Raw genomic sequence first — 25,782 nt, 5'->3', positions numbered from 1 at the left:
GTCCTACTTCTTCTCCGCCGGCCGGACGACCTTCTTGATCTTCTCCTGGCCCACCTCGCCGGCGGCCAGCGGCTCGACCGGCTCGTCCTTGACCAGCAGCTCGCCCGAAGAGGTGGTGAAGCCCTTCTTGAACTCCGTGATGGCGTCCTTCAGAGCGGTCACCGTGTCGTCGACCAGTTCCCTGGTCTCACGGATGGTGTCGAAGATGCCCTTGTGCGAGGACTGGATGTAGTCCAGGAACTCGGTCTCGAAGCGGCGGACGTCCTCGATCGGCACGTCGTCCAGCTCGCCCGTGGTGCCCGCCCAGATGGAGGCCACCTCGCGCTCCAGCGAGAACGGGCTGTACTGGGCCTGCTTGAGCAGCTCGACCAGCCGCTGACCGCGCTCGAGCTGAGCCTTGGAGGCGGCGTCCAGGTCGGAGGCGAAGGACGCGAACGCTTCGAGGTCGCGGTACTGCGACAGCGACAGCCGCAGCGTGCCCGCGACCTTCCGCATGGCCTTGGCCTGGGCGGAACCACCGACTCGCGACACCGAGACGCCGACGTTGATCGCGGGGCGCACACCGGCGTTGAACAGGTCGGTCTCAAGGAAGACCTGGCCGTCGGTGATGGAGATGACGTTGGTCGGAATGAAGGCCGAGACGTCGTTGCCCTTGGTCTCGATGATCGGCAGACCGGTCATCGAGCCACCGCCCATGTCGTCGGAGAGCTTGGCGCAGCGCTCCAGCAGCCGGGAGTGGAGGTAGAAGACGTCGCCGGGGAAGGCCTCACGGCCCGGCGGGCGGCGCAGCAGCAGCGAGACGGCGCGGTAGGCGTCCGCTTGCTTGGTCAGGTCGTCGAAGACGATCAGGACGTGCTTGCCCTGATACATCCAGTGCTGACCGATCGCCGAGCCGGCGTAAGGAGCGATGTACTTGAAGCCCGCGGCCTCGGACGCGGGAGCGGCGACGATGGTGGTGTATTCCATCGCGCCGGCCTCCTCCAGGCGGGCGCGCACCTGCGCGACGGTCGAGCCCTTCTGGCCGACCGCGACGTAGACGCAGCGGACCTGCTTGGCGGGGTCGCCGGAGGCCCAGTTTTCGCGCTGGTTGAGGATGGTGTCCACGGCGATCGCGGTCTTGCCGGTGCCGCGGTCGCCGATGATCAGCTGGCGCTGACCGCGGCCGATCGCCGTCATGGCGTCGATCGCCTTGATGCCTGTGGCCAGCGACTCCTTCACGGGCTGGCGCTGGACGACCGTGGGGGCCTGAAGCTCGAGGGCACGCGTGGCCTCGGCCTCGATGGCTCCCTTGCCGTCGAGCGGGTTGCCCAGGGGGTCGACCACGCGGCCGAGGAAGTTGTCGCCGACGGGCACGGACAGGACCTCGCCCGTCCTGCGGACCGTCTGGCCCTCCTCGATGCCGCTGAACTCACCCAGGATGACGACACCGATCTCGCGGGTGTCGAGGTTGAGTGCCAGGCCGCGCGTGCCGTTCTCGAACTCAAGCAGTTCGTTCGCCATCGCCGAGGGAAGGCCGGAGACATGGGCGATGCCGTCGCCGGCGTCGACGACGGTCCCGATCTCCTCGCGCGCGGCGCCTTCCGGTTCGTACGCCTGGACGAAGCGCTCAAGCGCGTCCCGGATCTCGTCCGGCCGGATCGTAAGCTCCGCCATCTCTACTCTGTCTCCCTCTTCGCCTAGCCGGCCAACCGGCGGCGGACTTCTTCGATTCGTCCCACGATTGTGGTGTCGATGATCTCGTCGCCGATGCGGACCGAGAACCCACCGAGCACTCGCTTGTCCACCTCGACATTCAGGTGCACGTCACGCCCGTAAGAGGAGCTCAGCCACGTCACCAGGCGCGCCTTCTGCGCCTCGGTCAGCTCGACCGCGCTGCGCACCACCGCCACGAGGCGCTGGCGCTGCTGGGCCACGAGCTGGCCGACCTCTTCCAGGCCTGTCTCCAGGCTACGCCCGCGCGGGTGCACAACCAGCTGCGCGATCAGGCGCAGGCTGGACTGGGCCACCTTGCCCTCGAGCAGGCCGCGCAGCAGTTCGCGCTTGCCCTCCTCGGGAGCGGCCGCGTCGGCGAGCGCGCGACGCAGTTCGGGGTTGCCGGCGACGATGCGGCCGAAGCGGAAGAGCTCGTCCTCCACGTCGTCGAGCCTGCCCTGGCCCTCGGCCTCCGCCGCCGCGGCGACGACACCGAGCCGTTCGAGCACGTCGGCCAGGTCACCGGCCCGCGACCACTTCGCCGAGACCGCGGCCTCGGTGGTGGCCAGGGCCGCCGCGCCGACCTTGCCGTCGAGCAGGTTGCCGACGACGCGCGCCTTCTGCTCGGCCGGCCTGGCCGGGTCGGACAGGGCGCGGCGCAGGCCGTGCTCGCGGTCGAGCAGATCCGCGACCGCGAACAGCTCGTCGGAGAGCGCACCGAGGTCGGCACTACCGGCGACCGCGTTGAAGCGCTCTTCGACGTCGGCCAGCGAGGCCCTGCTCAGACCGCGCATCAGCGCACCGCCTGCGCGTTCGAGCTCTCCAGCTCGTCGAGGAACCTGTCGACGATGCGGCTCTGACGAGCCTCGTCCTCAAGGGACTCGCCGACGATGCGGCCGGCCAGGTCGGTCGACAGGCGGCCGATCTCCGTGCGGAGCTGGGCGAAGGCCGCCTGGCGGTCCGCCTCGATCTGCGCGTGCGCGGCCTCGACGAGGCGGCGGGCCTCGGCCTGGGCCTCCTCGCGCAGCTCGGCCTTGACCTGCGCGGCCTGCTCGCGAGCCTCCTCGCGCAGCCTGGCGGCGTCGCGACGGGCCTCTTCGAGCTGCTCGGTGTAGCGCTTCTGCAGGGCCTGGGCCTCCGCCTGCGCCTCCTCCGCCCTCTTGATGCCGCCCTCGATGGCGTCGGTGCGCTCGGCCAGCGTCTTCTGGATCCGCGGGACGAGCATCCGGCCGACGACGAAGAAGACGACGGCGAACGCGAAGATACCGACGACCAGCTCGTACGTGTGCGGGATGAGCGGGTTGCTTGCGTGCTCCTCCGGCGCGGCGAGAAGCCTAGCTGCCATGGATGTCATGAGTGCAGCCTTTCGTCAGAAGGGCGGTCTATCAGATGCCCTGGAAGATGAACGGCGCGACGAGGCCGATCAGGGCGAGGGCCTCGGTGAGGACGAAGCCGAGGAGCATGTTCTGGCGGATCAGGCCGTAAGCCTCCGGCTGGCGGGCGATGGCCTGCACGCCCTGACCGAAGATGATGCCGACGCCGATGCCGGGGCCGATGGCGGCGAGACCGTAACCGATGGCGGTGACGTTGCCGGAGACCTCAGCGAGAACGCTCATTGCTGTTATTCCTTTACTGGACGGCCGGCGACTCGGGTGTCACCGGTCATGGATATTCCGGTATGTGGATCTCAGTGCTCTGCGTGCAGCGAGCCGCCGATGTACATCGCGGCCAGCATCGCGAACAGGAATGCCTGCAGGAACTGGATGAACATCTCGAAACCCGTGAGGATGATGGTCATCACCACGCCGACGACACCGATCGGGGCGCCCAGCGGCGAGAGCTTTTCGAAGAGGAACCAGAAGCCGACCATGCTGAAGAACGCCAGCAGCATGTGCCCGGCGAACATGTTGGCGAACAGTCGGACCGCGTGCGTGAACGGCGCGATGATCAGGTTCGACAGGAACTCGATCGGCGACAGCAGCAGGTAGATCGGCTTCGGCAGCCCGGGGGGGAACATCATGTTCTTGAAGTAGCCCCAGGGACCCTGGTGCTTCATGCCGAGGTAGACCTTGAGCACGTAGATCACGATCGCGAGCACGGCGGGGAAGGCGATGTGCGAGGCCACCGGGAACTGCAGCAGCGGGATGACGCCCATCAGGTTCCAGACCAGGACCGTGAAGAACAGCGTCACCAGCAGGCCCATCCACCGGTCTGCGTCCTTGCCCAGGAAGGGCCGGGCGACCTGGTCGCGGACGAACATGTAGCCGTACTCGACGACGTTCTGCACACCCCTCGGGACGACCTTGGGGCTGGCGAACGCGGCCCAGCACAGGCCGATCACGAACACTCCGCTGAGCAGCGCGAGCAGGACCGGCTTGGTGAACCATTCGACCCCGGGAATGATGGGGGGCAGGTTGAACAGCTCTTCAGGCGTAGGCGCCCCGAACTGGTCGGCTGGTGGAGCGAGGACCGTCAGCGCGTTCACGCGGCGTTCCCTTCAACGTCGTAGTGATTCACAAGGGTTTCCTCAGCGAAGCGATCGCTGCGTCGGGCTAGCGACCGGACTTCCGGTAGGCCAGATAGCCACCGAGCACGACCCCCAGGACGACGCCTATGGGGAAGAACGCGGACATGTCCAACCAGCGGTCCAGCAACCAGCCGAGACCGCCGTAGAAAGCCATCCCTGCGAGCAGATAGCTGGGGACTGACCACATGGCGTCGGCGAAGTCGCGACCGTCTTCTTCCGGTCGGCGTTCCTGTGCGCTCATCGCGGCCCCGACGATAGCAGGCGAGTGGAGGACTAGTCATATCGGACCCCGTCCGGGAACCGGAGTCATGAGTCGCCCTTGCCGGGGACCCGACCCTCGGGGTCGACGTAAAGCATCTTCGTCTTGACGAAAGCGCGCACTTCGAAGGCGGTCCACACCAGCGTGCAGACCACGACCGTCCAGGCGAAAGCCCTGGAGTTCCAGGCCGTGGTGTCGCCGAAGGCGCTCAGCACGAGCATGATGACGACGACCTTGACCAGATAGCTGAGCATCGCGGCGATCGCCATCATCTGCGGGGAGACACGGGCGGCGTACGACACCGCGACCACGCTGATGCTGAAGAAGATCCCGACGAGCAGAGCGCCGATGGCCGCGCCGAGCGCTCCCTTGCCACCTGCCGCCAGCAGCGCCACGACCACGGCGACCACTCCGACCGCCAGGGTCGGGATCGCGGCGCTCTTGAGTACGCGCACGTCGTTGGCCTGCATCAAAGCTCCATCAGCAAGTTATCAAGCGAGCGTTTGCTACCCCCAGAACCGGTACGTCTGGAGTCCCTGCTCGTGAAAGATATCACAAGCTCACGGAAGACCGCTTTTACCTGCCGTTTCTAGTTCGCGATCAAGAACGGCTCGGAAAGGCGGGAATGACCGGATTGCCGTCGGCCGTCGCCCGCGGCGCGGACGGGCCGCCCTCCGGCGGCGGCGGCTGCTGTCTGACCTGGGCCTCCGGCACGATCGGCGGCATCGGCCCGGTCGGCGGGCCGTCGTCGTCCTCGGGCTGCTTGCCTCTCGGCGCCGAGTGGGACCCGCCCCTGCCCCGCCAGCGCGGGGCGGCCATCAGCACGAGCACGGCCACCGCGAGGATGATGACCACCGGGAACATCAATACCGGCACACCCTGGCGGGACATCAGCACCACGCCGAAGGCGAACAGGAACGCCCACGCGTACATGATCAGCACCGACTGGCGCATCGAGTGGCCGATGTCGAGCAGCCGGTGGTGCAGGTGGCCGCGGTCGGGCGCGAACGGCGACAGGCCCTGCGAGGTGCGCCGCACCACGGCGGTGATCAGGTCGATCAGCGGCAGCACCAGCACCGCGGCGGGCAGCATCAGCGGGAGCAGCACGGGGACCTTGTTCATGTCCTCGATGGCGGCCGGGTCGAGCGGGGTCACGGTGACGATCGAGGAGGCCAGCACGAGGCCGATCAGCATCGCGCCGGTGTCGCCCATGAAGATCTTCGCCGGATGGAAGTTGTGCGGCAGGAAGCCCAGGCAGGTGCCGATCAGCACGGCGGCGATGGCGGCGGTCGTGGTGATGTTGCCGACGCTCATGCTCTGCGCCAGGAAGATCGAGTAGGCCCAGGTGGCCATGGCCGCGATGCAGACGATCCCGGCGGCGAGCCCGTCGAGGCCGTCGACGAAGTTGACCGCGTTGATGGTCACCACCACGACCAGGATCGTGATGATCGTGCTGAGCGTGTAGTCGAGGCTGGTCGAGCCGCCCCAGTCCTTCGGCAGCGGGATGTAGAGCAGGCGCAGGTTGAAGGAGACCAGCACCCCGGCCGCCGCGATCTGGCCCCCGAGCTTGATGAAGGCGTCCATGCCCCACCAGTCGTCGAGGAACCCGGTCACCGTGATGAGCCCGCCCGCGACGATGAGCGCCGTGACCGCGTTGGCCTCGGACTCGGCCAGCGCCTGGCCGGTATGGGTGAGCTGGCTCGCCGTCAGCAAGCCCACCACCAGCCCGCCGTACATCGCAAGCCCGCCGAGCCTGGGCGTCGGCGTGGTGTGCACGTCGCGCTCGCGAACCTCGGGCATGGCGCCGATACGGATGGCGAAGCGGCGCACCAGCGGGACCAGGAGGTAGGTCACCGCCGCTGAGATGAGCGCCATGAAGAGGTATTCGCGCACGTACCTAGTTTCCCGGATGCTCCGGCCGACTGTGACCGGAAAACGACACAGACCCTCTTAAAATTCGCTCAGATATGGCTGATGGATGGCGAGAAGCGCCGCCACTCTTGCCCTTACCTCCCCTGCGCCAGCCGGTTCCAGCACCGCCCGCGCCACCAGGGCGCCCACCTCTTTCAGATCTTGGGGCCCCATCCCCTGCGTGGTCACGCACGGGGTGCCGACCCGGATCCCCGAGGTGACGGCCGCGGGCTCGGGATCGTACGGGATCACGTTGCGGTTGAGCGTGATGCCCGCCGCCGCGCACCTGCGCTCGGCCTCGGCCCCCGACACCCCCACCCCACGCAGGTCGATCAGCGCCAGGTGGGTGTCCGTGCCACCGGACACCGCGCGCATCCCCCGCACCGCCAGCGCCTCCGTCAGCGCCTGCGCGTTCACGATCACCTGCCTGGCGTAGCCGGCGAACTCCGGCCGCATCGCCTCCCCGAACGCCACCGCCTTGGCCGCCACCACGTGCATCAGCGGCCCGCCCTGCACGAACGGGAACACCGCCCGGTCGATCCGCCTGGCCAGCTCCTCCGTGCACAGGATGGCGCCGCCGCGCGGCCCGCGCAGCGCCTTGTGCGTGGTGAACGTCACAACATCCGCGTACGGGACCGCCGACGGGATCGCGCCGCCCGCCATCAGCCCGATCGGATGCGCCACGTCGGCCAGCAACCAGGCCCCCACCTCGTCCGCGATGCCGCGAAACGTCGAATAGTCGATGAGCCTCGGGTACGCGGTCGCGCCGCACACGATGAGCTTCGGCTGGTGGCGCAGGGCCAGGTCGCGCACCTCGTCGTAGTCGATGAGTTCGGTGTCGCGACGCACGCCGTACGACACGACGTCGAACCATCTTCCCGAGAAATTCACCTTCGAGCCGTGGGTGAGGTGGCCGCCGTGCGGGAGCGCCATGGCCAGCATCGTGTCGCCGGGCTGCAGCAGGGCTGCGTAGGCGGCCAGGTTCGCCGAGGCGCCCGAATGGGGCTGCACGTTGGCGTGCTCGGCCCCGAACAGCTCACGCGCCCGGTCGATCGCCAGCCGCTCGGCCCGGTCGACGACCTCGCAGCCGCCGTAGTAGCGCCGGCCCGGGTAGCCCTCGGCGTACTTGTTGGTCAGGGTGGAGCCCAGGGCGGCCATGACGGCCGGCGAGGTGAAGTTCTCGCTCGCGATCAGCTGGATGCCGCCGCGTACCCGGTCGAGCTCGTCGATCAGGATCCGGGCGATCTCGGGATCCCGCTTCCGCAGCATCCCGAAGTCCGGACCGTAGTAGGGCTCCGTACCCATTTCCCCACTGTACGACCGTATGTCCGTTTCTCCCATACATCGGTCATGCCCGGAAATTTCATCTCATGCCGTTCTATGGCCGCTCTCTTGCCGGACAGGGCTGGTCTCTGACCAGGCTCGGACCGGGATCCGATCGGGATCGGCCGGGATCGAGCCGGATCCGGGCACGGTGGGACACGGGACGGGCGCGGCACAGGCGCGGGCCGAACCCAGGCGGGCTCGGGCCGCTCTCAGGCCGGTTCAACGCCGGCCGCGCGCAGGTCCCATGCGGCCCTCACACAGCCACACCCGGGTCCCAGACGTGCCTCACGCCGGGAAGGCGTGTGGTGCGTCCGCCCTGGCCCGCACCCATCGCGGCGTACCGGCGGCCTCGTCGCTGATCGCCGTGAGCACCGAATGGCGGTAGAGAGACAGCCTCGTCCGCCACTCGCGCATCTCCTTGACGTAACGCTCGCCCACCGGGGCGTCCCACGTCTGGGGGTTGCTGGCCAGGCCGTACGCCTTGTCGAGGGCCGCTCTGAGGGCGTTGAGCTCGGGCAGCACGGCCTTCCATGCCACGACCAGGCGCTCGTAGTCGGGATTGAAGTACTGAGGGGCCGCCAGCGGGCCACCGGGCGGTGTCTCGCCGGGGCCCTGCTCCTTGGGCGCGGGTGGGTCGGCGTACATCACGAGCTCCTTTCCGGCCGGCCCGGACCGACCTCACCCGGCGGACCGTCCGGCCTGATGTCCTCGGGGGCCCACTCGCCCTTGCCGTACTCGCCCGGCGGGATCTGCACGGACGGCATCTCCTGGGGCGGAATGTCACGGTGGTCCTCGATCACGGTCCTGAGCGCGTCGAGATCGAGCGGCGCCGCCTCGGCCGACACGACGTCACTGCCGTCATTCGCCCACGCGCTGACCTGGGTGGCCGTGGTGTCGGGCTCGGTCCGCACGTCGTAGGCGATCGGCGATTCCCGAACGGGACTCCCGGCCGCCTGTCCGGGCGTCTCTCCGGGTCCGATGCCATACACGGCCGCACCGTCACCGGCCCTCAGCCCCGGCCCGGCATCCGCCTTCTCACCCGGTCCAATGCCATACGCCGCTGTACCGTCACCCGCCCTCAGCCCCGGCCCGGCATCCGCCTTCTCACCCGGCCCGATGCCGTACACCGCTGTACCGTCACCTGCCCTTTCACCCACTCCTGTGCCGTGCACGACCGCACCGTCACCGGTCCTTTCGCCTGGTCCGACGCCGTACACCGCCGCACTGTCGCCCGCCCGGACACCGCCGGTCCTGGAGTCGGGCTCCGTCGCCGTCCCTGCGCCACCGGTCGGCGAGCCGCCGGGGGGATCGACGGACGGGTTGGTCGGTGGGATCGTGACCGGCCGATCCTGGCCGCCTGTGCCACGATCGGCCGTGCCCTGGCCACCCGTTCCCCGGTCACCTGCGCCCCGATCACCAGTTCCACGCTCGCCTGTGCCGCGGTCGCCGGTTCCCTGGCCGTCTCCAGTGCCCTGGCCAGGTCGATCTCCCGTCGGGCGGTCAGGGGTGGTGTCCTTGCCCGGCTCACATTCCTTGCCGGTCCCCGTACCGCGTGGGTCGTCGGTCGGGGCGGGGGTGCCCGAGCCACCTGACGTCGTGCCGTCTCCCGAGGGAGAGCCGTGACCCGAGGCCGGGCCACCGCGCCGGCCCGTGTCCTCCGACGAGGAGGCGCCACCGTGGGAGGCATCCGTCGATCTGGAGCCACCGTCATAGCCGGCGTCCCCTGATGCGGAACCACCGCCATAGGTCGTCGTGTCCGCTGTTGCGGAGCCGCCGCCGTAGGACGTCGCCGCCGAGTTGGCACCGCCGCCGTAGGAGGTGTCCGTCGTGGTGGGAGTGCCGCCCACGGTCGTGTTCGTCGTGGTGGAAGTGTCCGTTGAGGGGGTGTCTCTTGGGGGGAGAGGCACTGATTCGCTGCCCGCGTTCGGTCTGCCGGCGTCGATCGAGCCGGGCGGGCCGTCCGGTCGGATGGTGCGTTCCGACCACTCGCCCTTGCCGTACTCGCCGGCCGGGATCTCCACGCTCGGCATGTCCTGTGGCGCGATGTCCCGGTGGTTCTCGATCACCGTTCTCAGCGCGTCCAGGTTCGGTGGGTTCGCTTCGGCGGAGACCACGTCGCTGCCGTCGTTGGCGTACCCGCTGACATTCGTGACGTCGGGGCGGTCGGGCGACACCTTCGGCATGTCGGCCGGTTGGACGTCGCGGGAGTTCTCGAGCATGTCCTCGATCGCCGCGGCCGTGGGCGGGTCGAGCGGCACCTGCAGCACCTTGACCCCGTCGACCACCACGACCTGCGGTTTGGTGGCCTCCTGGCCGTCCCCGACGGGAGTGCCCGTCACACCACCACCGGCCTCGCCGCCGGTGCCCTGCCCGGTGTCACCACCTTGACCGACGCCATCATCCCGGCCTGCTCCGGTGTCACCGTCCTGGCCGGTTCCAGTGTGACCGTCCTGGCCGACGCCGCCATCCCGGCCGGTTCCACCGTCCTGACCGGTTCCGGTGCCCTGGCCGGTCCCACCGGTGCCGTCGCCTTGGCCGATCCCGGTGCCCTGGCCCATGCCATCGCCCTGGCCGACGCCGTCACCTCTGCCGACGCCTTCGCCTTGACCTGCGCCGTCGCCTTGGCCGACTCCCGTGCCTTGACCCGTTTCGGTGCCTTTGCCGGTTTCGCAGTCCTGGCCGGTGCCTGTGCCTTGGCCTGTCCCGCCGTCCTGGCCGGTACCCGTTCCAGTTCCCGTTCCCTGGTCGGATCCCGCACCCTGGCCGCCGCCTACCCCCTGGCCTGCGCCGTCGTCCCGCCCGGTGCCCCTGCCCTGACCCGCGTCGTCGCCCTGGCCGACTCCCGTGCCCTGGCCCGTTCCCGTGTCCTTGCCAGTGCCGCGATCCTGGCCCGTCCCTCGATCCTGGCCGGTCCCCGCGTCGTCGCAGGTCTTCCCGTCGGAATCGCCTCTCCGGTCGGCACCCGTGCTTCCGTCAGCGCCCGTCTTGCCGTCGGTGCCGGTCTTGCCATCCGCGTCAGGCTTCCCGTCCGCGCCGGTGCCCGTCTTCCCGTCCGTACCGGTACCGGTCTTGCCGTCCGGGTCAGCCCCGTTCCTACCATCGGTGCCGGTCTTACCGTCCGTGCCGGTCTTTCCGTCCGGGTCGGCGCCAGTCCTACCCTCCGTGCCGGTCTTGCCGTCTGTACGGGTACCGGTCTTGCTGTCCGGATCGGTACCGGCCCTACCATCGGTGCCAGTCTTACCATCCGTGCCCGTTTTACCGTTCGCGTCCGGGGTCGTGTCGGTTCCCGTGCCTGTGCCGGGCCCTCCGGAGCGGGTGGGGTCGGGGCCGGTGCCGGTCTTGCGGGGGTCGACCCGTTTCTCCAGGTCCCCCAACCGCCCGTCGACGTCCTTCACCATCGCGTCGATCCGCTCGGCGATCTGGACGGGACGGTGTGTGGTCTGGGTGGGCAGCCCGGCGGTGCGCATGGCACCCCTGACGCGGTCCTCGACCTCGCGCATCCGCGTGGCCGCCTGCCGCACCTCGGCCAGCAGTTCGCGGACCAGCTTGGGATCCATGCCGTCGTACTTGCCCATGGGCCACTCCCCGACGTATCGCCGCTCCGGGCCTCACCGTAGTGTCGGCCCGAGCGCGATGGCGGCCGGAATAAGCAGCGGGTATACGTCAGTCGTCGGTGGCGACGTAGCCGATGATGCCGCGCAGCTTCTCCACCGGGATGGCTCCGCGACGCAGCAGCCGGGGCACGGCCGTGGTGAGGTCGAGAATGGTGGAGGGCGTGTTGTCGGTGGTCTTGCCGGCGTCGAGGTAGACGGCGACCGACTCGCCGAGTTGCTCCTCGGCCTCCTCCGCGGTGGTCGCGGCGGCAGAGCCTGAGCGGTTGGCGCTGGAGACGGCCATCGGCCCGGTCTCCTTGAGCAGGTCGAGCGCGACGGGATGCAGCGGCATGCGTACGGCCACCGTGCCCTTGGTGTCGCCCAGGTCCCAGGAAAGGGCCCTGTTGGCCTTGCAGACGAGCGTGAGCGGCCCAGGCCAGAAGGCGTCGATCAGGTCCTGCCCGTATGCCCCCATGTCGTCCACGAGCGCTGTGGCGGCTCTGACGGTGCCCACGAGCACCGGCGGCGGCATGTCGCGGCCCCGGCCCTTGGCGTCGAGCAGGGAGGTGACGGCGGCAGGGGTGAAGGCGTCGGCGCCGATGCCGTAGACGGTGTCGGTGGGCAGCACCACGAGCTCGCCGCGGCGGACGGCGGCCGCCGCCTCCGTCAGGCCCTCGGTCCGTTGCTCCGCGTTGGAGCAGTCAAAACGTCGTCCCACGATCTCATCGCCTCGCTCCGCTCGGCGGGGAGCGGCGTTCGCGAGGCCTCCTCCTTCCTCCTGGTACGGTCGCCGGGCTTCCTGCTGGTCAGGAGGGGGCCGCGCCGCTGGCGTGAATCCTAGTCCTGGCCCAGCCTGGCCGTGACGAAGCGGTCTCTTCTGGTGAGGTCCTGGCGCAGGCGTACGTCACGCCATCCGTTGTCCTCGGGGAAGGTCAGGTAGACGGCCCTGCCCTGCTCGTCGGCGTGTTCGACGGCCACCCAGCCACCGGGACGCAGCAGCCGGCGCGCGGTGCGCTCGACCGCGCGGACCTCGCCGAGCCCGTCGTCGCCCGACCCGAACAGGGCGCGGGACGGGTCGTAGTCGCGCACCTCGGGGTCGCGCGGGATCGCGCCGGGCGGGATGTAGGGCGGGTTGGAGATGACCAGGTCGACCTTGCCGTTGAGCTCGGGCAGCGCCTCGGCGAGATCTTCCGGGTGCAGGTGGGTGCGGCCCTGACCGTGCTCGGAGATGTTGCGCTTGGCCCAGGTGTACGCCCCCGGATCGACCTCGACGGCGTGGACCTCGGCCAGCGCCACCTCCTGGGCGATCGACAGCGCGATGGCGCCGGACCCGGTGCCGAGATCGACGACGAGCGGCGCGGTGACGTCCATCTCCCGCAGCGTCTCGATCGCCCATCCGGCCATCACCTCGGTCTCCGGCCTGGGCACGAACACGCCGGGCCCGACCGCGAGCTCCAGATAGCGGAAGTAGGCGTGGCCGGTGATGTGCTGCAGCGGCTCGCGGGCCTCGCGCCGGGCGACGCCCTCCCAGAACAGCGCGTCGAACTCGGAGTCCCTGACGGTGTGCAGCTCGCTCCTGCGCACGCCGTGGACGAATGCCGCGATCTCTTCCGCGTCGGTGCGCGGCGAAGGCACACCTGCCTCGGCCAGCCGGGCGGTGGCGAGCGCGATCTCGTCCAGCAGAAATGTCATGAGTGTTGTGCGAGCTTCTCCGCCATCTCGGCGTCGATGAGGGCTTGGGTGACGGCGTTGAGCTCACCGTCGAGAACCTGGTCGAGGTTATACGCCTTGAAGCCGACGCGGTGGTCGGAGATGCGGTTTTCCGGGAAGTTGTAGGTGCGCACGCGCTCGGAGCGGTCGACGGTGCGCACCTGCGACTTGCGCTCGGCCTGGGCGGCGGCCTCGGCCTCCTCCTGGGCGATGGCCAGCAGCCGGGCGCGCAGGATGCGCAGCGCCGACTCCTTGTTCTGGAGCTGGCTCTTCTCGTTCTGGCAGGAGACGACGACGCCGGTGGGCAGGTGGGTGATGCGGACCGCGGAGTCGGTGGTGTTGACGCTCTGGCCGCCGGGGCCGCTGGAGCGGTAGACGTCGATGCGCAGGTCGTTGGGGTCGACCTGGACGTCGACCTCCTCCGCCTCCGGATAGACGAGCACGCCGGCGGCGCTGGTGTGGATGCGGCCCTGCGACTCGGTGACGGGCACCCGCTGCACGCGGTGGACCCCGCCCTCGAACTTGAGCCTGGACCACACGCCCTCGTCGCCCTTGGCCCGGATGCCGACCGTGACGTCTTTGTATCCGCCCAGGTCGGAGGGCTGGCTGTCGATGACCTCGGTCTTCCAGCCGAGCCGCTCGGCGTAACGCAGATACATGCGCAGCAGGTCGCCGGCGAACAGCGCGGACTCCTCGCCGCCCTCGCCCGCCTTGATCTCCATGATGATGTCCTTGTCATCATTGGGATCGCGCGGGATGAGCAGATGCCGGAGCTTGTCCTCAAGCTGCGGGATGCGCGCCTCGATCTCGGCGGCCTCCGCGGCGAACCCCTCGTCCTCGCCGGCCAGCTCCTTGGCGGCCGTCAAATCCTCGCGGGCCGATTCGAGCTCACGGTAGGTGCCGACGATCGGCGTCAGCTGCGAGTAGCGCCTGCCGAGGGTGCGTGCCTTGTTCTGGTCGGCGTGCACGGCGGGATCGGCGAGCTTCAACTCCAGCTCGGAATACTCCTTGAGCAACTCGTCGAGATTCACCGTGGTCCCTTTTCGTGGAGTGTGGCCGTTTCACCAACAACGCCGACCCGGCGCACGCGTGCGTCCGGGCCGGCGTGGGTGGAGCTACTTGCCCGCGGCCTTCTTGCCGAAGCGCTTCTCGAAGCGAGCCACCCGGCCGCCGGTGTCGAGGATCTTCTGCTTGCCCGTGTAGAACGGGTGGCAGGCCGAGCACACGTCGGCGTGGATCACGCCGTTCTTCGCGGTGCTGCGGGTGGTGAACGTGTTGCCGCAGGAGCAGGTCACCTGCGTCACGTTGTAGTCAGGGTGGATGTCGCGCTTCATCGCTGTCCTTTCGGGGTGCGGCCGCCGGGTCGCCTTCACGCGTGGCGGGAACCGGAACCGCAAAATGGTCAGCTACCAGTGTGCCAGATCGTGCAACCATCCCAGGCCATCAGGCATTCCCCACCGCCTCCCGCCGTGGCCCCCGCCGGCGCTTCAGCGTCCCAGGTACGTCAGCACGGCGAGCACCCGCCGATGGTCCTCGGGCGCCGGCCCCAGCGCCAGCTTGGCGAAGATGCCGGAGATGTGCTTCTCCACCGCGCCCTCCGTGACGACCAGCCGGGCGGCGATGGCGGTGTTGGAGCGGCCCTCCGCCATCAGCGCCAGCACCTCGCGCTCGCGCGGCGACAGCGAGTCGAGCGGGGCGCCGCGCCGCTGCCGGCTGAGCAACTGCACGACCACCTCGGGGTCGATGACCGTGCCGCCGGAGGCGACCTGTCGCACCGCCTCCAGGAACTCGGCCACGTCGGCGACCCGCTCCTTCAGCAGGTAGCCGACGGCCCTGCCGATGAGCTCGCCCGCGTAGCGCTCCTCGACGTACTGCGACAGCACGAGGATCGGGAAGTCCGGCCTGGCCGCGCGCACCTGCAGCGCAGCCCGCAGCCCCTCGTCGGTGTGACTGGGTGGCATGCGCACGTCGACGATCGCCAGGTCGGGCTCGTGCCGCAGCACCGCCGTCACCAGCGCGGGCCCGTCGGAGACGCTCGCCACCGTCTCGATGCCGCCGTCGGCGAGCAGGCGCGCGAGCCCTTCGCGCAGCAGTACGGAGTCCTCGGCGATGACCACGCGCATGGCCCCATGACTACAGGGCAGGACGCCGGGCTGTCCATCGCCCCGCGCGTCGGGCACGGCTACCACTCGCAGGGCAGCTCCGCGCGGATCAGGGTCGGGCCGCCCACCGGGCTGTGCACGACCATCACCCCGTCGATGGTGGCGGCCCTGTCGGCCAGCCCGGACAGCCCGCCGCCCGGGCTGAGGACCGCGCCGCCGATGCCGTTGTCCCAGACGTCCACGACCACGCCGCGATGATCCCTGATGAGGGTGACGGACGCCTCGGTGGCGCCGGAGTGCTTGGCCATGTTGGTCAAAGTTTCGGCCACGATGAAGTACGCGATGCTCTCCACGGCGGGCGGCGGCCGTTCGTCCAGTTCGACCGAGACGTCCACCCGGATGGGCGCCCGCGCGGCCAGCCCCGACAGGGCGGCGTCGAGCCCTCGGTCGCTGAGGATGGCCGGGTGGATGCCTCTGGCCAGGTTCCGCAGCTCGGCGATGGCCGCCTTGGTGCCCGCGTGCGCCTGGGCGATGAGCGTCCTGACCTCGTCGGGCTCGCTGTCGAACTTCGCCTGGGCCCGTCCCAGGTCCACCGCGACCGACAGCAGCCGCTGCTGGGCGCCGTCGTGCAGGTCGCGTTCGATCCTGCGCCGCTCGGCCTCGGCGGCGTCGATGCCCCTGGCCCTGCTGGCGCGCAGCCGTTCCTCCTCGTTGCCGCCGAGCAGCACCGTGGCGAGGGTGCCGTGCAGCCAGGCCATGCCGCGGACGAGGTAGGCCGTCAGCACGAGGAGCAGGCCGCCGAAGACCGCGGCGATCACCGCTCCCGGCGCCCAGTCGCCGACCAGCAGGTCGTTGTAGCCGCCGCCGGTCGCGTACACGAAATAGAGCAGCGGCTGCAGGAGGAACGTGATCGACGCGAACCACAGCCCGAACGACAACCCCACCTCGACCGCGCCGAGCGGGAGCAGCATCAGCAGATAGCCCAGGTCCTGCCAGGTGGCGGGGTCGGACAGCAGCCAGCGCAGGTGCGCGCCGACGCCGCGCTCGGGCCGCGGCCGGTACGGGTCGGCGATCCTGACGCCGAACGCCGCGTGCAGCAGCCGGCGTTCCAGCATCGCCCCGCCGCGCCACATCAGCACGGTGGCCATCATGAGCGGGACGCCCACCCAGACGATTGTGAGCGTGAGCGAGAGGGGGATCGTGATGCTCAGCACGGCGAACCAGCCGAGCCCGACGAAGCCGGTGACCAGCAGGTAGGGGGCCGCCCGCCAGGTCATCGGGTCGACCAGGACCCCCAGCGGCCCCTTGGGCCCGAGCGGCACGCGGTCCTTCAACGCCACAGAACGCATGTAGTTCAGAGTGCACGCGCCGGGCCTCGCGGTGAATACGGATGACTCCCGTCACGGGGTAGGGCTAGCCCCAGTGCCCCGGCCCGGACGCGGAAGGGGCGGCGGGGAAGACCCCCACCGCCCCTTCGGCGAACGCGGACGCTAGTCGCGGTCGTTGCTCACCGTGGTCTTCTGGACCTGGAGCAGGAACTCCGCGTTGGACTTGGTCTCCTTCATCTTCTCCAGGAGCAGTTCGAGCGCCTGCTGCATGTCGAGCGCGTGCAGCACGCGACGCAGCTTCCAGACGATCTGGAGCTCGTCCTTGCCCATGAGGATCTCTTCCTTACGGGTGCTGGACGCGTCGACGTCCACCGCGGGGAAGATCCGCTTGTCGGCCAGGGAGCGGTTGAGCTTGAGCTCCATGTTGCCGGTGCCCTTGAACTCCTCGAAGATGACCTCGTCCATCTTGGACCCGGTCTCGACCAGGGCCGTGGCGAGGATCGTCAGCGAGCCGCCGTTTTCGATGTTGCGGGCGGCGCCGAAGAACCGCTTCGGCGGGTAGAGCGCCGTGGAGTCGACACCACCCGACAGGATGCGCCCGGAGGCCGGGGCCGCCAGGTTGTAGGCGCGGCCGAGACGGGTGATCGAGTCGAGCAGCACGACCACGTCGTGGCCCAGCTCCACCAGGCGCTTGGCGCGCTCGATGGCGAGCTCGGCGACGGTGGTGTGATCCTCGGCGGGACGGTCGAAGGTCGAGTGGATGACCTCGCCCTTGACCGACCGCTGCATGTCGGTGACCTCTTCTGGCCGCTCGTCCACGAGCACGACCATCAGGTGGCACTCGGGGTTGTTGCGGGTGAGCGCGTTGGCGATGGCCTGCAGCACCATCGTCTTACCGGCCTTGGGCGGCGAGACGATGAGGCCGCGCTGGCCCTTGCCGATCGGCGAGACGAGGTCGATGATCCGCGTGGTGAGGATGTTCGGCTCGGTCTCCAGGCGCAGGCGCTCCTGCGGGTAGAGCGGCGTCAGCTTGTTGAAGTCGGGCCGGCTGCGGGCCTGCTCCGGGTCCATGCCGTTGACGGTGTCGAGGCGGACCAGGGCGTTGAACTTCTCGCGCCGCTCGCCGTCGCGCGGCTGGCGGACGGCGCCGGTGATGACGTCGCCCTTGCGCAGGCCGTTGCGGCGGATCTGGGCGAGCGAGACGTAGACGTCGTTGCTGCCCGGCAGGTAGCCGCTGGTCCTGACGAACGCGTAGTTGTCGAGGATGTCGAGGATGCCGGCGATCGGGATGAGCACGTCGTCGTCGCCGATGACGGGCTCGCTGCTGTCGAAGCGGTCGCGGCCACGGCCACGGTTGCGCTCCCTGAAGCGGCCCCTGCGGCTGCGCCCGCCGCGGTCGTCGTCGTCGCCGCGCTGGTCACCCCGCTGGTCACCGCGCTGGTCGCCACGGCTGCCCGCGTCGGCGGCGGAGCGGTCGCGCTGCTCGCCACGGCCGTCACGACCACCGTCGCGACCGTCACGGTCACGGTCACGACCGCTGTCGCGCCCGCCGTCACGGCTCTCGGCGCGGCCGCCCTCACCGCGGTCGGCGGAACGGTCACCGCGGTCGCCACGGTCGCCACGCTCACGGCGCTCGCCGCGGCTGCGGCGCTCGCGCCGGCTCTCGCCGCGCTCGGCGCGCGTGTCGCTCTGGCCGGCCTCGACCGGCTGCGCCTGCTGCTCCACCACGGTCTCGACCGGGGCCGCGACCGGCTCGGGCGCGACGGCCACGGGCTCCGCGGCGGCGACCGTCGCCGCGGCGGCGGGCTGCGGAGCGGAGTCCTCGGCGGTCTTGGAGCGGGAACGTTCCCTGCGTGCACGGGTGGGCCGCTCCGTCGCGGGGGCCGCCTCCGTCGAAGCCGGGGCGGCTGCCTCAGCCGCGGGTGCGGCAGTCGCTGCGCCGTCTCCGGAACCGCCACCCTGCTTCTCCTGGATGGCCGCGATCAGCTGGCTCTTCCGCATGCGCCCGGTCCCGCTGATGCCCAGCTCCGCGGCCATCTTCTGCAGCTCGGGCAGCACCTTGGCGGACAGGCCGGTGCCGGAGCGACGCGCACGCGGCTTGGCCGCTGCGCGGGTGGGGGTGTCGCCGGACGCCGGCTCAGCGCCTGATGCGTCGGAGAGGAGTTCGGTGGTGTCGCTCAACTAAAAGGTCCTTCCCAGGGGTCGGGCGCCGGTTTCGTTCTCCCGGGCGTCCCGGAGGTGCTTGCGATCCGGCGGGACAGACCGGGTCGGGGTGCACTCTGCGATCTTCGGCTGTCGTCTCAGGCAGCCGCCACTCTTGGGGAGGGGTTCGTCCACGCCGCCGATGGCCCTTGGCGCGTGGCTGACACCCCCCAGATTGCTGTCGCCAACCAGATGTCGAGATGATTCGAACGCGCAGATCCCCGTCGTCGCCACCTCACGTTGAGCCAACCGGGTGTGGGCCAACCGGAGGCAACGGATTCCGGGGAGACAGCCGCGCTGCTTCCGCCTCGCGACGTGAAGCATGATGCAGCGATGTATGGCTGACAAGCACGCACCCACCAAGGGGGCATCTGGTGCGGCTATCAGCCTAACATCACCAGCGCACACGGCTATTCCCTGAAGGTCTAAAGAGGTATCAGCGTGTCTCGGGGAACTGAACGTCCGCACCAACCGGGTCGACGTCCATTTGCTGGATGTGCCAGTCATTACCCACTTCTGGCGCGATCAAATCCTGCGTATCCGATGTCGAAAACGCAAGAACCGTGGGACCCGCTCCCGAAACGACCGCGGGCACGCCCACTGCACGGAGACGTTCTACCAGATCCGCGCTCTGCCGCATGGCAGGCGCGCGGTAGTGCTGGTGAAGGCGGTCTTCCGTGGCGGCGAGCAGGAGCCCCGGCTCCGGCCGCTGGGTCAGCGCCGCGATCAGCAGCGCGGCCCGGCCGGCGTTGAAGGAGGCGTCCTCGTGGGGCACGTCCTTCGGCAGGAGCCCCCGCGCGGCCTCCGTGGACAGCCGCGTCGAAGGAACGACGGCGACTGGACGGACGCGCTGGTCGGGAGCCAGTTTCACCATACGCGGAACCCCGGCGTGGTCGAACCAGGCCACGGTCAGCCCACCGGCCAGGCAAGGGGCGACATTGTCGGGATGGCCCTCCATCTCGGTGGCCAGCGCGTAGACGTCGTCGTCGGAAAGCTCGCCGCCGCCCAGGGCGCGCGCGGCGAGAATGCCCGCGCACACGGCGGCCGACGACGATCCGAGCCCGCGCGCGTGCGGGATCCGGTTGTGACAGTGCAGGCGTATCCCTTCCGGCTGAGGCACCCCCATGCGGCCGAACGCCGCGCGCATCGCCTTGACGACCAGATGCCCCTCGCCGAGATCCACCTCCCCCGCACCCTCGCCCGCCACGGTGACGTGGACGCCGCGCTCGTCGACGATCGTGGCCCTGACCTCGTCGTGCAGGCTCAGCGCCAGCCCCAGCGCGTCGTATCCGGGCCCCAGATTCGCCGAGGTGGCGGGCACGCGGATGGCAACGGTCCTCATGCGTTCACTTTTCTCTCGTCACTCCCCCGTGCGCCCCCGTCAGGCGAGGTTGAGCGCCGCCGCGGCGGCGTGGACGTCGATGGGGATGACCACCGGCGCCGGCGCCCCCGAGATGGCCCAGTCGGGGTCCTTCAGTCCGTTGCCGGTGACCGTGCAGACGATGCGCTGCCCCGGCTCCACCATGCCCTGTGCGTGGGCCTGCAGCAAGCCCGCGACGCTGGCGGCCGAGGCGAGCTCGACGAACACGCCCTCCTCCTGCGCCAGCAGCTTGTACGCCGCCGCGATCTGCCGGTCGGTCACCGCCTGGATGGTCCCGCCCGACTCGTCGCGGGCCGCGGTGGCCAGCGACCAGGAGGCCGGGTTGCCGATGCGGATCGCGGTGGCGATCGTGTGGGGATGGGCGACGGGCGCGCCCTCGACGATCGGCGCCGAGCCGCTGGCCTGGAAGCCGAACATGCGCGGACGCCTGGTGGCGACCCCGTCGTCGAAGTATTCCTGGTAGCCCATCCAGTAGGCCGAGATGTTGCCCGCGTTGCCCACCGGGATGCAGTGGATGTCGGGGGCGTCGCCGAGCGTGTCGACGATCTCGAACGCCGCCGTCTTCTGCCCCTGCAGCCGGAACGGGTTGACGGAGTTGACCAGCGCGATGGGATAGCTGGACGACAGCTTGCGGGTCATCTCCAGGCAGTCGTCGAACGACCCCTCGACCTGCAGCAGCGTGGCTCCGTGCACGAGCGCCTGGGCCAGCTTGCCCATGGCGATCTTCCCCCGCGGCACCAGCACGGCGCAGGTCAGCCCGGCGCGCACGGCGTAGGCCGCGGCCGAGGCCGAGGTGTTGCCGGTGGAGGCGCAGATGACCGCCTTGGCCCCCTCTTCCACCGCCTTGCTGATGGCCATCGTCATCCCGCGGTCCTTGAAGCTGCCCGTCGGGTTGGCCCCCTCCACCTTCAGGTAGACGTCACACCCCGTGAGAGCGGAGACGCGGTGCGCGGGCACCAGCGGCGTGCCGCCCTCGAGCAGCGTGATGACCGGCGTCTTCGCGGTGACCGGAAGACGCTCGCGGTACTCCTCGATGAGGCCACGCCACGACCTGCTCATGATGACTCCCTACCTGCGCTGTTGGGCACAGAGTGTACGGGGTGCCGGGGACCGTCGCTGAGCCGTGTCCACGGGTCGGACCCGTCCATTGGACAGGAGCACTATTCAGGAAATTCTCAGCATCTCCCGATAAGGTCTCGGCAGGGGGTCACGACCATGAACGCGCGTCCTGCTCTGAGGCAGAACGACTATTCACCAGTGGCGGCACCGCAGCTCGGCGCCTGGTCACCCGCACTTTCCGTGAGCGTGGTGATACCCGCTCACGGCGGGCAGGACAAGCTCGATCTGACGCTGGCCGCGCTGTCCGTACAGACGTATCCGGAGCACCTCATGGAGGTGCTGGTCGTCGACGACGGCAGCCGGCCGCCGATCCGGCTGCCCGAGCTGCGCCCGGTCAACACCCGTCTCGTACGGGTCCGCGACGGCTGGGGCATCTCCAACGCGGTCAACACCGGCGCCAAGGCGGCCGACGGCGAGATCATCCAGCGGCTCGACGCCGACATGGTGGCCTGCCGCGAGCACATCGAGGCGCTGGCCCGGTGGCACCACGTGACGGACTACCTGGTCACGATCGGGATGAAAAGATTCGTCGAGCTGCCGCCCGTCACCGCCGCCCAGATCGCCGCGGCGAAGCGGCTGGACGAGGTCTTCGACCTCGAAGGGGCCAGGTCGAGCTCGACCGAGGCGACGATCGCCAAGACGGACGGGCTGCGCAAGAGCCGCAATCCGTACCACGTGTGCACCGGCCCGACCTTCGCCCTGCCCCGGGAGGTCTTCCACGCCGTGGGCGGTCTCGACCCGAACGTGGCGCGGGGCGAGGACACCGAGTTCTCCTACCGCCTGGCCATGCACGGCGTCGTCTTCGTGCCCGACACCGACGCCCAGGCCGTGCACCTGGGGCTGCCCGCCCAGCACCGCGACAGGGAGCGGGCGGTGCGGGCGGTGGAGCCGTACCTGGCGCACCGGATCCCACTGCGCCGCGACCTGCGCAAGGACCGGGGGCGGCGGTGGCTGGTGCCGTACGTGGAGGTCGTGCTCGACGTGACCGACACCTCGGAGTCGGTGGTGCGGCAGGCGGTCGCGGCGGCGCTGGACGGCAAGCTGCAGGACGTCGTGGTGACGCTGGTGGGGCCGTGGTCGCGGCTGGACGACTCGCGCCGGTTCGCGCTGTCGGACCCGTGTTTCGAGCTGCGGCTCATGCGTGACCTGTTCGCGCACGACGAACGCGTCCGGCTCATCGACGAGGCCGCGCCGACGCCCGCGCCGACCCCGTTCCGCTACCGGGGGCCGGTGGACGTACCGCTGCACCGGGCGACGCTGGAGCGGATGATCGAGTCGGTGCAGAAGGACCTCGCGGGCGTGCTCGTCGTGGACCTGCCCGACGGGCGCACGGCCCGCCTGGAGCGCACCTCGGCACTCGGCCGCGCCGTGCTGCTCTCCGGGCCCGGCGACGACCTCGACGCGGTCATCGACGCCACGCACGGGGTACGCCACGAGCCACCGGACCGCTTCTGGCCCGCTCCCGCGCAGCCCGACCCGGTCACCATCCCCGCACCGGTGAAGGTGACGGTGGAGCCACCGGAGAAGACCCTCCTTCGCCGCCTGAAGTCGGCCCTACGCCCGAACTGACCGCGCGACGCCCTACGCCCGCCCGCGCACGGGGCCGGACCACACGTCGCCAGTTCGCACGGGCCGACCGCACGGGCCGACCGCACGGGCCGACCGCACGGGCCGACCGCACTGGGCCGGACCGCATGTCGCCGCCCGCACGGGCCAGGTCGCACGGGCTGGGCCGAATGGCGCGGGGCCGGGCGGGGGTGTCAGCCGCGTAGGCGTTTGCGGAGGGCGCGTTTTGTGGCCGACACCATCGTGCGCAGGCCCTGCTGGGCCTGTGCCTGTGCGGCGCGTTCGGCGGCGGCGACCCGGCGGCGCAGTGTGCTGACCTCGCGGCGCAGCTCCACGGCCGACTTGCGCCAGCGGCCCGCCTCCTCCTTCCACTTGGCGATCTGACCTCGCAGCCGCTCGGCCTCCGCGGTCAGCCGCTCCACCTCCGCCCGCGCCTCGATCCCGGCCCGGTACGCTCCCCGACGGCCCACCGGCGTCCGTGCCTCGGTGGTGAAGCCGTAGGTCTCGCCGTCCACCCATACGACGCCGGACACCGTGTCCACCGCGTCGTCCAGGTCCTCCCCCGGCGCGGCGACCAGGCGGGCCCTGGCGAAGGCCGCGGCGCGTTCCAGGCGGGCCGTGACGACGCCTTCCGCCGACTCGCGCAGCAGCACGTTCACCAGGCCGAGCCCTTCGTCGCGGGCCAGGTCGAGCAGGCGCGCGAGGGTGTCCTCGCCGGGGATCCACCCGGCGGGCAGGCGCAGCACGTAGGGGACGGCCGGGTCCACGGCCGCCTCACCACCCGCGTGTCCCCCGCCGTCGCCGGTCGTGGCCAGGTGTACCCGGCCCTCGTGCTCGTAGTGGCCGTGGACCAGCACCAGCTCCAGGACCGGGTCCTCCAGCGGGGCGCGGCGGTCGCGGTCGAGGGTGTCCCAGGGGCCGGTCAGCAGCACCGACACGTCGGGCACGGTGCCGGCCAGCAACGCGTCCACGCTGGCCCGTACGGGGTCGTACCCGGCCGTGCCGTCCACGACCGCGGTGACGTACGGGACCTTCCACTGCCGTCCGGGATGCCCCCTCAGCCAGCGGTAGGCCGGGATGCGGTCGGCCACGAACGCGTGGCTGACCCGGTCGATGGACGGCTTGTCGCGCATCCGCATCGTCGGCCCGAGATGGTAGGCGCGCGCCGCCGGCTCCGGTACGAAGACCGCGCCCGCCTGCCACAGCCGGTAGCCCATCTCGGTGTCCTGACCGAGCACGAGATCGTCGTCCATCGGCCCCGCCGCCTTGATCAGCCGGGCGTTGACCGAGGTCGCGCCGCCGATGTGCAGGCTGAAGGGGCGCTGCGGGCTGGCGGTGAGGCCGTCGGTTCGGTCGACCAGGTCCACGATCCAGGCGTGCGGCTCGGCCGGCTCGAAGTGGCCTTCGAGGTCGGCGGGCAGCACGGCGGGCAACTCGGCCTCGGTGAACCTGATGTAGCCGGTCACCACCACGTACGGCGCCGCGTGGTGCCACCGCATGTGCGCCTCGATCGCGCCCGGCGTGAGCACCACGTCGGAGTCGAGCCAGTGGATCACCTCACCGGTGACCGCGGCCAGCCCGGCGTTACGTGCCGCGGCCCGGCCGGGACGTTCGCAGCCGATCAGCCGGGTCAGGCCGGGACGCTCGGCGGGCAGCCGCAGCGGCGGCTCGCTGCCGTTGTCGACCACGATGATCTCGGTCAGCTCCGCCGGGTACGTCTGCCTGGCCAGCGCGGCGAGCACCAGGTCAAGCTGCTGCTGCCCGCCGTAAGCCGGGACCACGACGCTGACCGTCAGGGTCGGCGTGAAGTGTTGGTCGGGCCTGGCGAGAACGCGATAGTCGTTCCCCCGCACCCGACGAACCACCGAACTCCCCGCCAACCCGCCGTTCTGCAACGAACCCCCCGCCAGCTCCCCGTTCTGCAACGAACCCCCCGCCAGCTCCCCGTTCTGGAACGAACTCCCCGCCAGCTCCCCGTTCTGGAACGAACTCCCCGCCGACCGACCTCCCGCCGACCCGCTCTCCGCCGGCCGGCCTGCCGTAGACGGGCTCTCGGCTCCGCCTGGGCCCCGGTCCTCCGGGTGGCTCATGGAGCCGTCGTGGACGGTCACGCCGCTTCCATGAGCGCGCTCGGGCGGAAGCCCCGCCACTGGTTGACGGCCACCTTGAGGAAGTGGGCCAGCGGCAACTGCCACGTGTGATCGCCGCTGAGCCCCCGCCGCAGGACGTAGCCCAGCCCGTGGGTGCGGTAGATGCGGGCTCCGGCCTGCTCCGCCGCCTTGAGGAATTCGCGATCGACGGCTTGCGGCAAGGCCGGAAAGCCGCCTATTTCCTGGAATTTCGCCCGCGACACCATGATCGTGCCGCCGGCGACATGATCGGAATAGACCTCACTCGGATAACTCGCCCCACTCGCGAACGTCGTGCGCCTGATCGTCGCCCGCAACGGCTCCAGGTAGAAGAACTCGGCCGTCGTCCCCACCACGTCGGCCTCCGCGTACGTGAGCGCCATGAACAGGTCGGCCAGGTGACGCGGGCCGTACCAGTCGTCGTCGTCCCACTTCGCCAGCAGGTCGCCGCCGGCCATCGCCGCCGCCTGGTTGAGCACGTCGCCGAACGGCACGGACGCGTCAGCCTCGACCCACCGCACGGGCAGGGAGCAGGACTCGACCGCCGCACGCACCTGCTCGAACGCGACCCCGTGCAGGCCGAGCAGCACCTCCGCCGAGACGTCGCGCTGGCGCTCCATCTGCGCCAGCGGCGCGCCGACGAACGCGGGGCGCCTGGTGGCCATGACGATGCTCACCTGCGGCACGGCCGCCAACGGATGGGCGAGGCGGCGCAGGCGTACGCTGTGCTCCTCGCGGCGCAGGTCGGCCAGGCAGCGGGCGGTGCCGTCGGCGGTGTGGGCCAGCCACCCGCGGTCGGTGAGCAGGTCGGCCAGGTCGGCGGGCACCCGGAGCGCGGCACGCTCGGCGGTGAGCGGCACGCCGGCGGCGGCCAGGCTCAGCAGGCCGTCGAGCGGCACCGGGCCGTCCGGCCACTCGATCTCCAGCCCGCGCAGCG

23 protein-coding genes are annotated in these 25,782 nt (G+C 70.4%); 1 reads left to right on the top strand and 22 read right to left on the bottom strand.

The window, feature by feature from the left end:
- Positions 1–3 precede the first annotated feature (3 nt).
- The 20 genes from atpA to thrC all read right to left on the bottom strand — a co-directional run bounded on the left by atpA (position 4) and on the right by thrC (position 21,090).
- On the bottom strand, positions 4–1,653 hold the full coding sequence (gene atpA / locus ABFX54_RS17470) for a F0F1 ATP synthase subunit alpha (protein ID WP_346106001.1): 1,650 nt from the start codon (positions 1,651–1,653) through the stop codon (positions 4–6).
- A 23-nt stretch (positions 1,654–1,676) separates the two neighbouring features.
- On the bottom strand, positions 1,677–2,486 hold the full coding sequence (locus ABFX54_RS17465; RefSeq protein ID WP_346106000.1) for a F0F1 ATP synthase subunit delta: 810 nt from the start codon (positions 2,484–2,486) through the stop codon (positions 1,677–1,679).
- Positions 2,486–3,046: a F0F1 ATP synthase subunit B gene (locus tag ABFX54_RS17460; RefSeq protein WP_346105999.1), complete on the bottom strand. Its 561-nt coding sequence runs from the start codon at positions 3,044–3,046 to the stop codon at positions 2,486–2,488. The genes ABFX54_RS17465 and ABFX54_RS17460 overlap by 1 nt, the downstream gene beginning before the upstream one ends.
- A gap of 31 nt (positions 3,047–3,077) precedes the next feature.
- Entirely contained in the window at positions 3,078–3,308 is a 231-nt protein-coding gene (atpE, locus tag ABFX54_RS17455) for an ATP synthase F0 subunit C (protein WP_138666586.1), read from the bottom strand.
- A gap of 71 nt (positions 3,309–3,379) precedes the next feature.
- Positions 3,380–4,177: a F0F1 ATP synthase subunit A gene (atpB, locus tag ABFX54_RS17450; RefSeq protein ID WP_346105997.1), complete on the bottom strand. Its 798-nt coding sequence runs from the start codon at positions 4,175–4,177 to the stop codon at positions 3,380–3,382.
- Between the two features lie 67 nt (positions 4,178–4,244).
- Positions 4,245–4,460 carry an AtpZ/AtpI family protein gene (locus ABFX54_RS17445; protein ID WP_245956295.1) on the bottom strand — a complete coding sequence of 72 codons (216 nt, stop codon included), beginning with the start codon at positions 4,458–4,460 and terminating at the stop codon, positions 4,245–4,247.
- Positions 4,461–4,525: 65 nt separating this feature from the next.
- On the bottom strand, positions 4,526–4,948 hold the full coding sequence (locus ABFX54_RS17440; protein ID WP_346105996.1) for a Cg1360 family ATP-synthase-associated protein: 423 nt from the start codon (positions 4,946–4,948) through the stop codon (positions 4,526–4,528).
- Between the two features lie 130 nt (positions 4,949–5,078).
- Complete coding sequence (locus ABFX54_RS17435) at positions 5,079–6,371, bottom strand: glycosyltransferase family 4 protein (protein WP_346105995.1); 1,293 nt, start codon at positions 6,369–6,371, stop codon at positions 5,079–5,081.
- A 57-nt stretch (positions 6,372–6,428) separates the two neighbouring features.
- Complete coding sequence (locus ABFX54_RS17430) at positions 6,429–7,694, bottom strand: serine hydroxymethyltransferase (RefSeq protein WP_346105994.1); 1,266 nt, start codon at positions 7,692–7,694, stop codon at positions 6,429–6,431.
- 306 nt (positions 7,695–8,000) lie between these two features.
- Complete coding sequence (locus tag ABFX54_RS17425) at positions 8,001–8,360, bottom strand: hypothetical protein (protein WP_346105993.1); 360 nt, start codon at positions 8,358–8,360, stop codon at positions 8,001–8,003.
- Entirely contained in the window at positions 8,360–11,215 is a 2,856-nt protein-coding gene (locus tag ABFX54_RS17420; RefSeq protein WP_346105991.1) for a hypothetical protein, read from the bottom strand. Before ABFX54_RS17420 ends, ABFX54_RS17425 begins: the two co-directional genes overlap by 1 nt.
- Positions 11,216–11,378: 163 nt before the next feature.
- Positions 11,379–12,026, bottom strand: a complete 648-nt coding sequence (locus ABFX54_RS17415; protein WP_346105990.1) for an L-threonylcarbamoyladenylate synthase — start codon at positions 12,024–12,026, stop codon at positions 11,379–11,381.
- A 119-nt stretch (positions 12,027–12,145) separates the two neighbouring features.
- The gene (prmC, locus tag ABFX54_RS17410) at positions 12,146–13,000 is read right to left on the bottom strand and encodes a peptide chain release factor N(5)-glutamine methyltransferase (protein WP_106248156.1); all 855 of its coding nucleotides are present in this window, start codon (positions 12,998–13,000) and stop codon (positions 12,146–12,148) included.
- Entirely contained in the window at positions 12,997–14,049 is a 1,053-nt protein-coding gene (gene prfA, locus ABFX54_RS17405) for a peptide chain release factor 1 (protein WP_346105988.1), read from the bottom strand. The genes prmC and prfA overlap by 4 nt, the downstream gene beginning before the upstream one ends.
- 84 nt (positions 14,050–14,133) lie before the next feature.
- On the bottom strand, positions 14,134–14,352 hold the full coding sequence (gene rpmE / locus ABFX54_RS17400; protein ID WP_346105986.1) for a 50S ribosomal protein L31: 219 nt from the start codon (positions 14,350–14,352) through the stop codon (positions 14,134–14,136).
- Positions 14,353–14,505: 153 nt separating this feature from the next.
- Complete coding sequence (locus tag ABFX54_RS17395; protein WP_346105985.1) at positions 14,506–15,141, bottom strand: response regulator; 636 nt, start codon at positions 15,139–15,141, stop codon at positions 14,506–14,508.
- Positions 15,142–15,200: 59 nt separating this feature from the next.
- Positions 15,201–16,469 (bottom strand): sensor histidine kinase, encoded by a 1,269-nt coding sequence (locus ABFX54_RS17390; RefSeq protein ID WP_346105984.1) that lies wholly within the window; start codon positions 16,467–16,469, stop codon positions 15,201–15,203.
- 141 nt (positions 16,470–16,610) lie between these two features.
- Positions 16,611–18,629 (bottom strand): transcription termination factor Rho, encoded by a 2,019-nt coding sequence (rho, locus tag ABFX54_RS17385; RefSeq protein WP_346105983.1) that lies wholly within the window; start codon positions 18,627–18,629, stop codon positions 16,611–16,613.
- Between the two features lie 457 nt (positions 18,630–19,086).
- On the bottom strand, positions 19,087–19,992 hold the full coding sequence (gene thrB, locus ABFX54_RS17380) for a homoserine kinase (protein WP_346105982.1): 906 nt from the start codon (positions 19,990–19,992) through the stop codon (positions 19,087–19,089).
- Positions 19,993–20,031: 39 nt separating this feature from the next.
- Positions 20,032–21,090, bottom strand: a complete 1,059-nt coding sequence (thrC, locus tag ABFX54_RS17375; RefSeq protein WP_346105981.1) for a threonine synthase — start codon at positions 21,088–21,090, stop codon at positions 20,032–20,034.
- A gap of 240 nt (positions 21,091–21,330) precedes the next feature.
- On the opposite strand from thrC, the gene ABFX54_RS17370 reads away from it, so the two are divergent.
- A complete protein-coding gene (locus tag ABFX54_RS17370) occupies positions 21,331–22,719 on the top strand; it encodes a glycosyltransferase family 2 protein (RefSeq protein WP_346105980.1) in 1,389 nt (462 codons plus the stop codon).
- A gap of 191 nt (positions 22,720–22,910) precedes the next feature.
- Here ABFX54_RS17370 and ABFX54_RS17365 read toward each other — a convergent pair whose 3' ends face one another.
- Both ABFX54_RS17365 and ABFX54_RS17360 read right to left on the bottom strand, forming a co-directional pair.
- The gene (locus ABFX54_RS17365) at positions 22,911–24,581 is read right to left on the bottom strand and encodes a glycosyltransferase (protein WP_346105979.1); all 1,671 of its coding nucleotides are present in this window, start codon (positions 24,579–24,581) and stop codon (positions 22,911–22,913) included.
- Between the two features lie 242 nt (positions 24,582–24,823).
- Positions 24,824–25,782, bottom strand: a 959-nt coding sequence (locus ABFX54_RS17360) for a glycosyltransferase family 2 protein (RefSeq protein ID WP_346105977.1), incomplete at its 5' end; no start/stop codon positions are given.

Origin of the sequence: Nonomuraea maheshkhaliensis (assembly GCF_039529435.1) — a bacterium.
GTDB lineage: Bacteria > Actinomycetota > Actinomycetes > Streptosporangiales > Streptosporangiaceae > Nonomuraea > Nonomuraea maheshkhaliensis.
The sequence above is the reverse complement of the archived record's forward strand: the minus strand, read 5'-3'. Positions and strand labels throughout refer to the sequence as shown.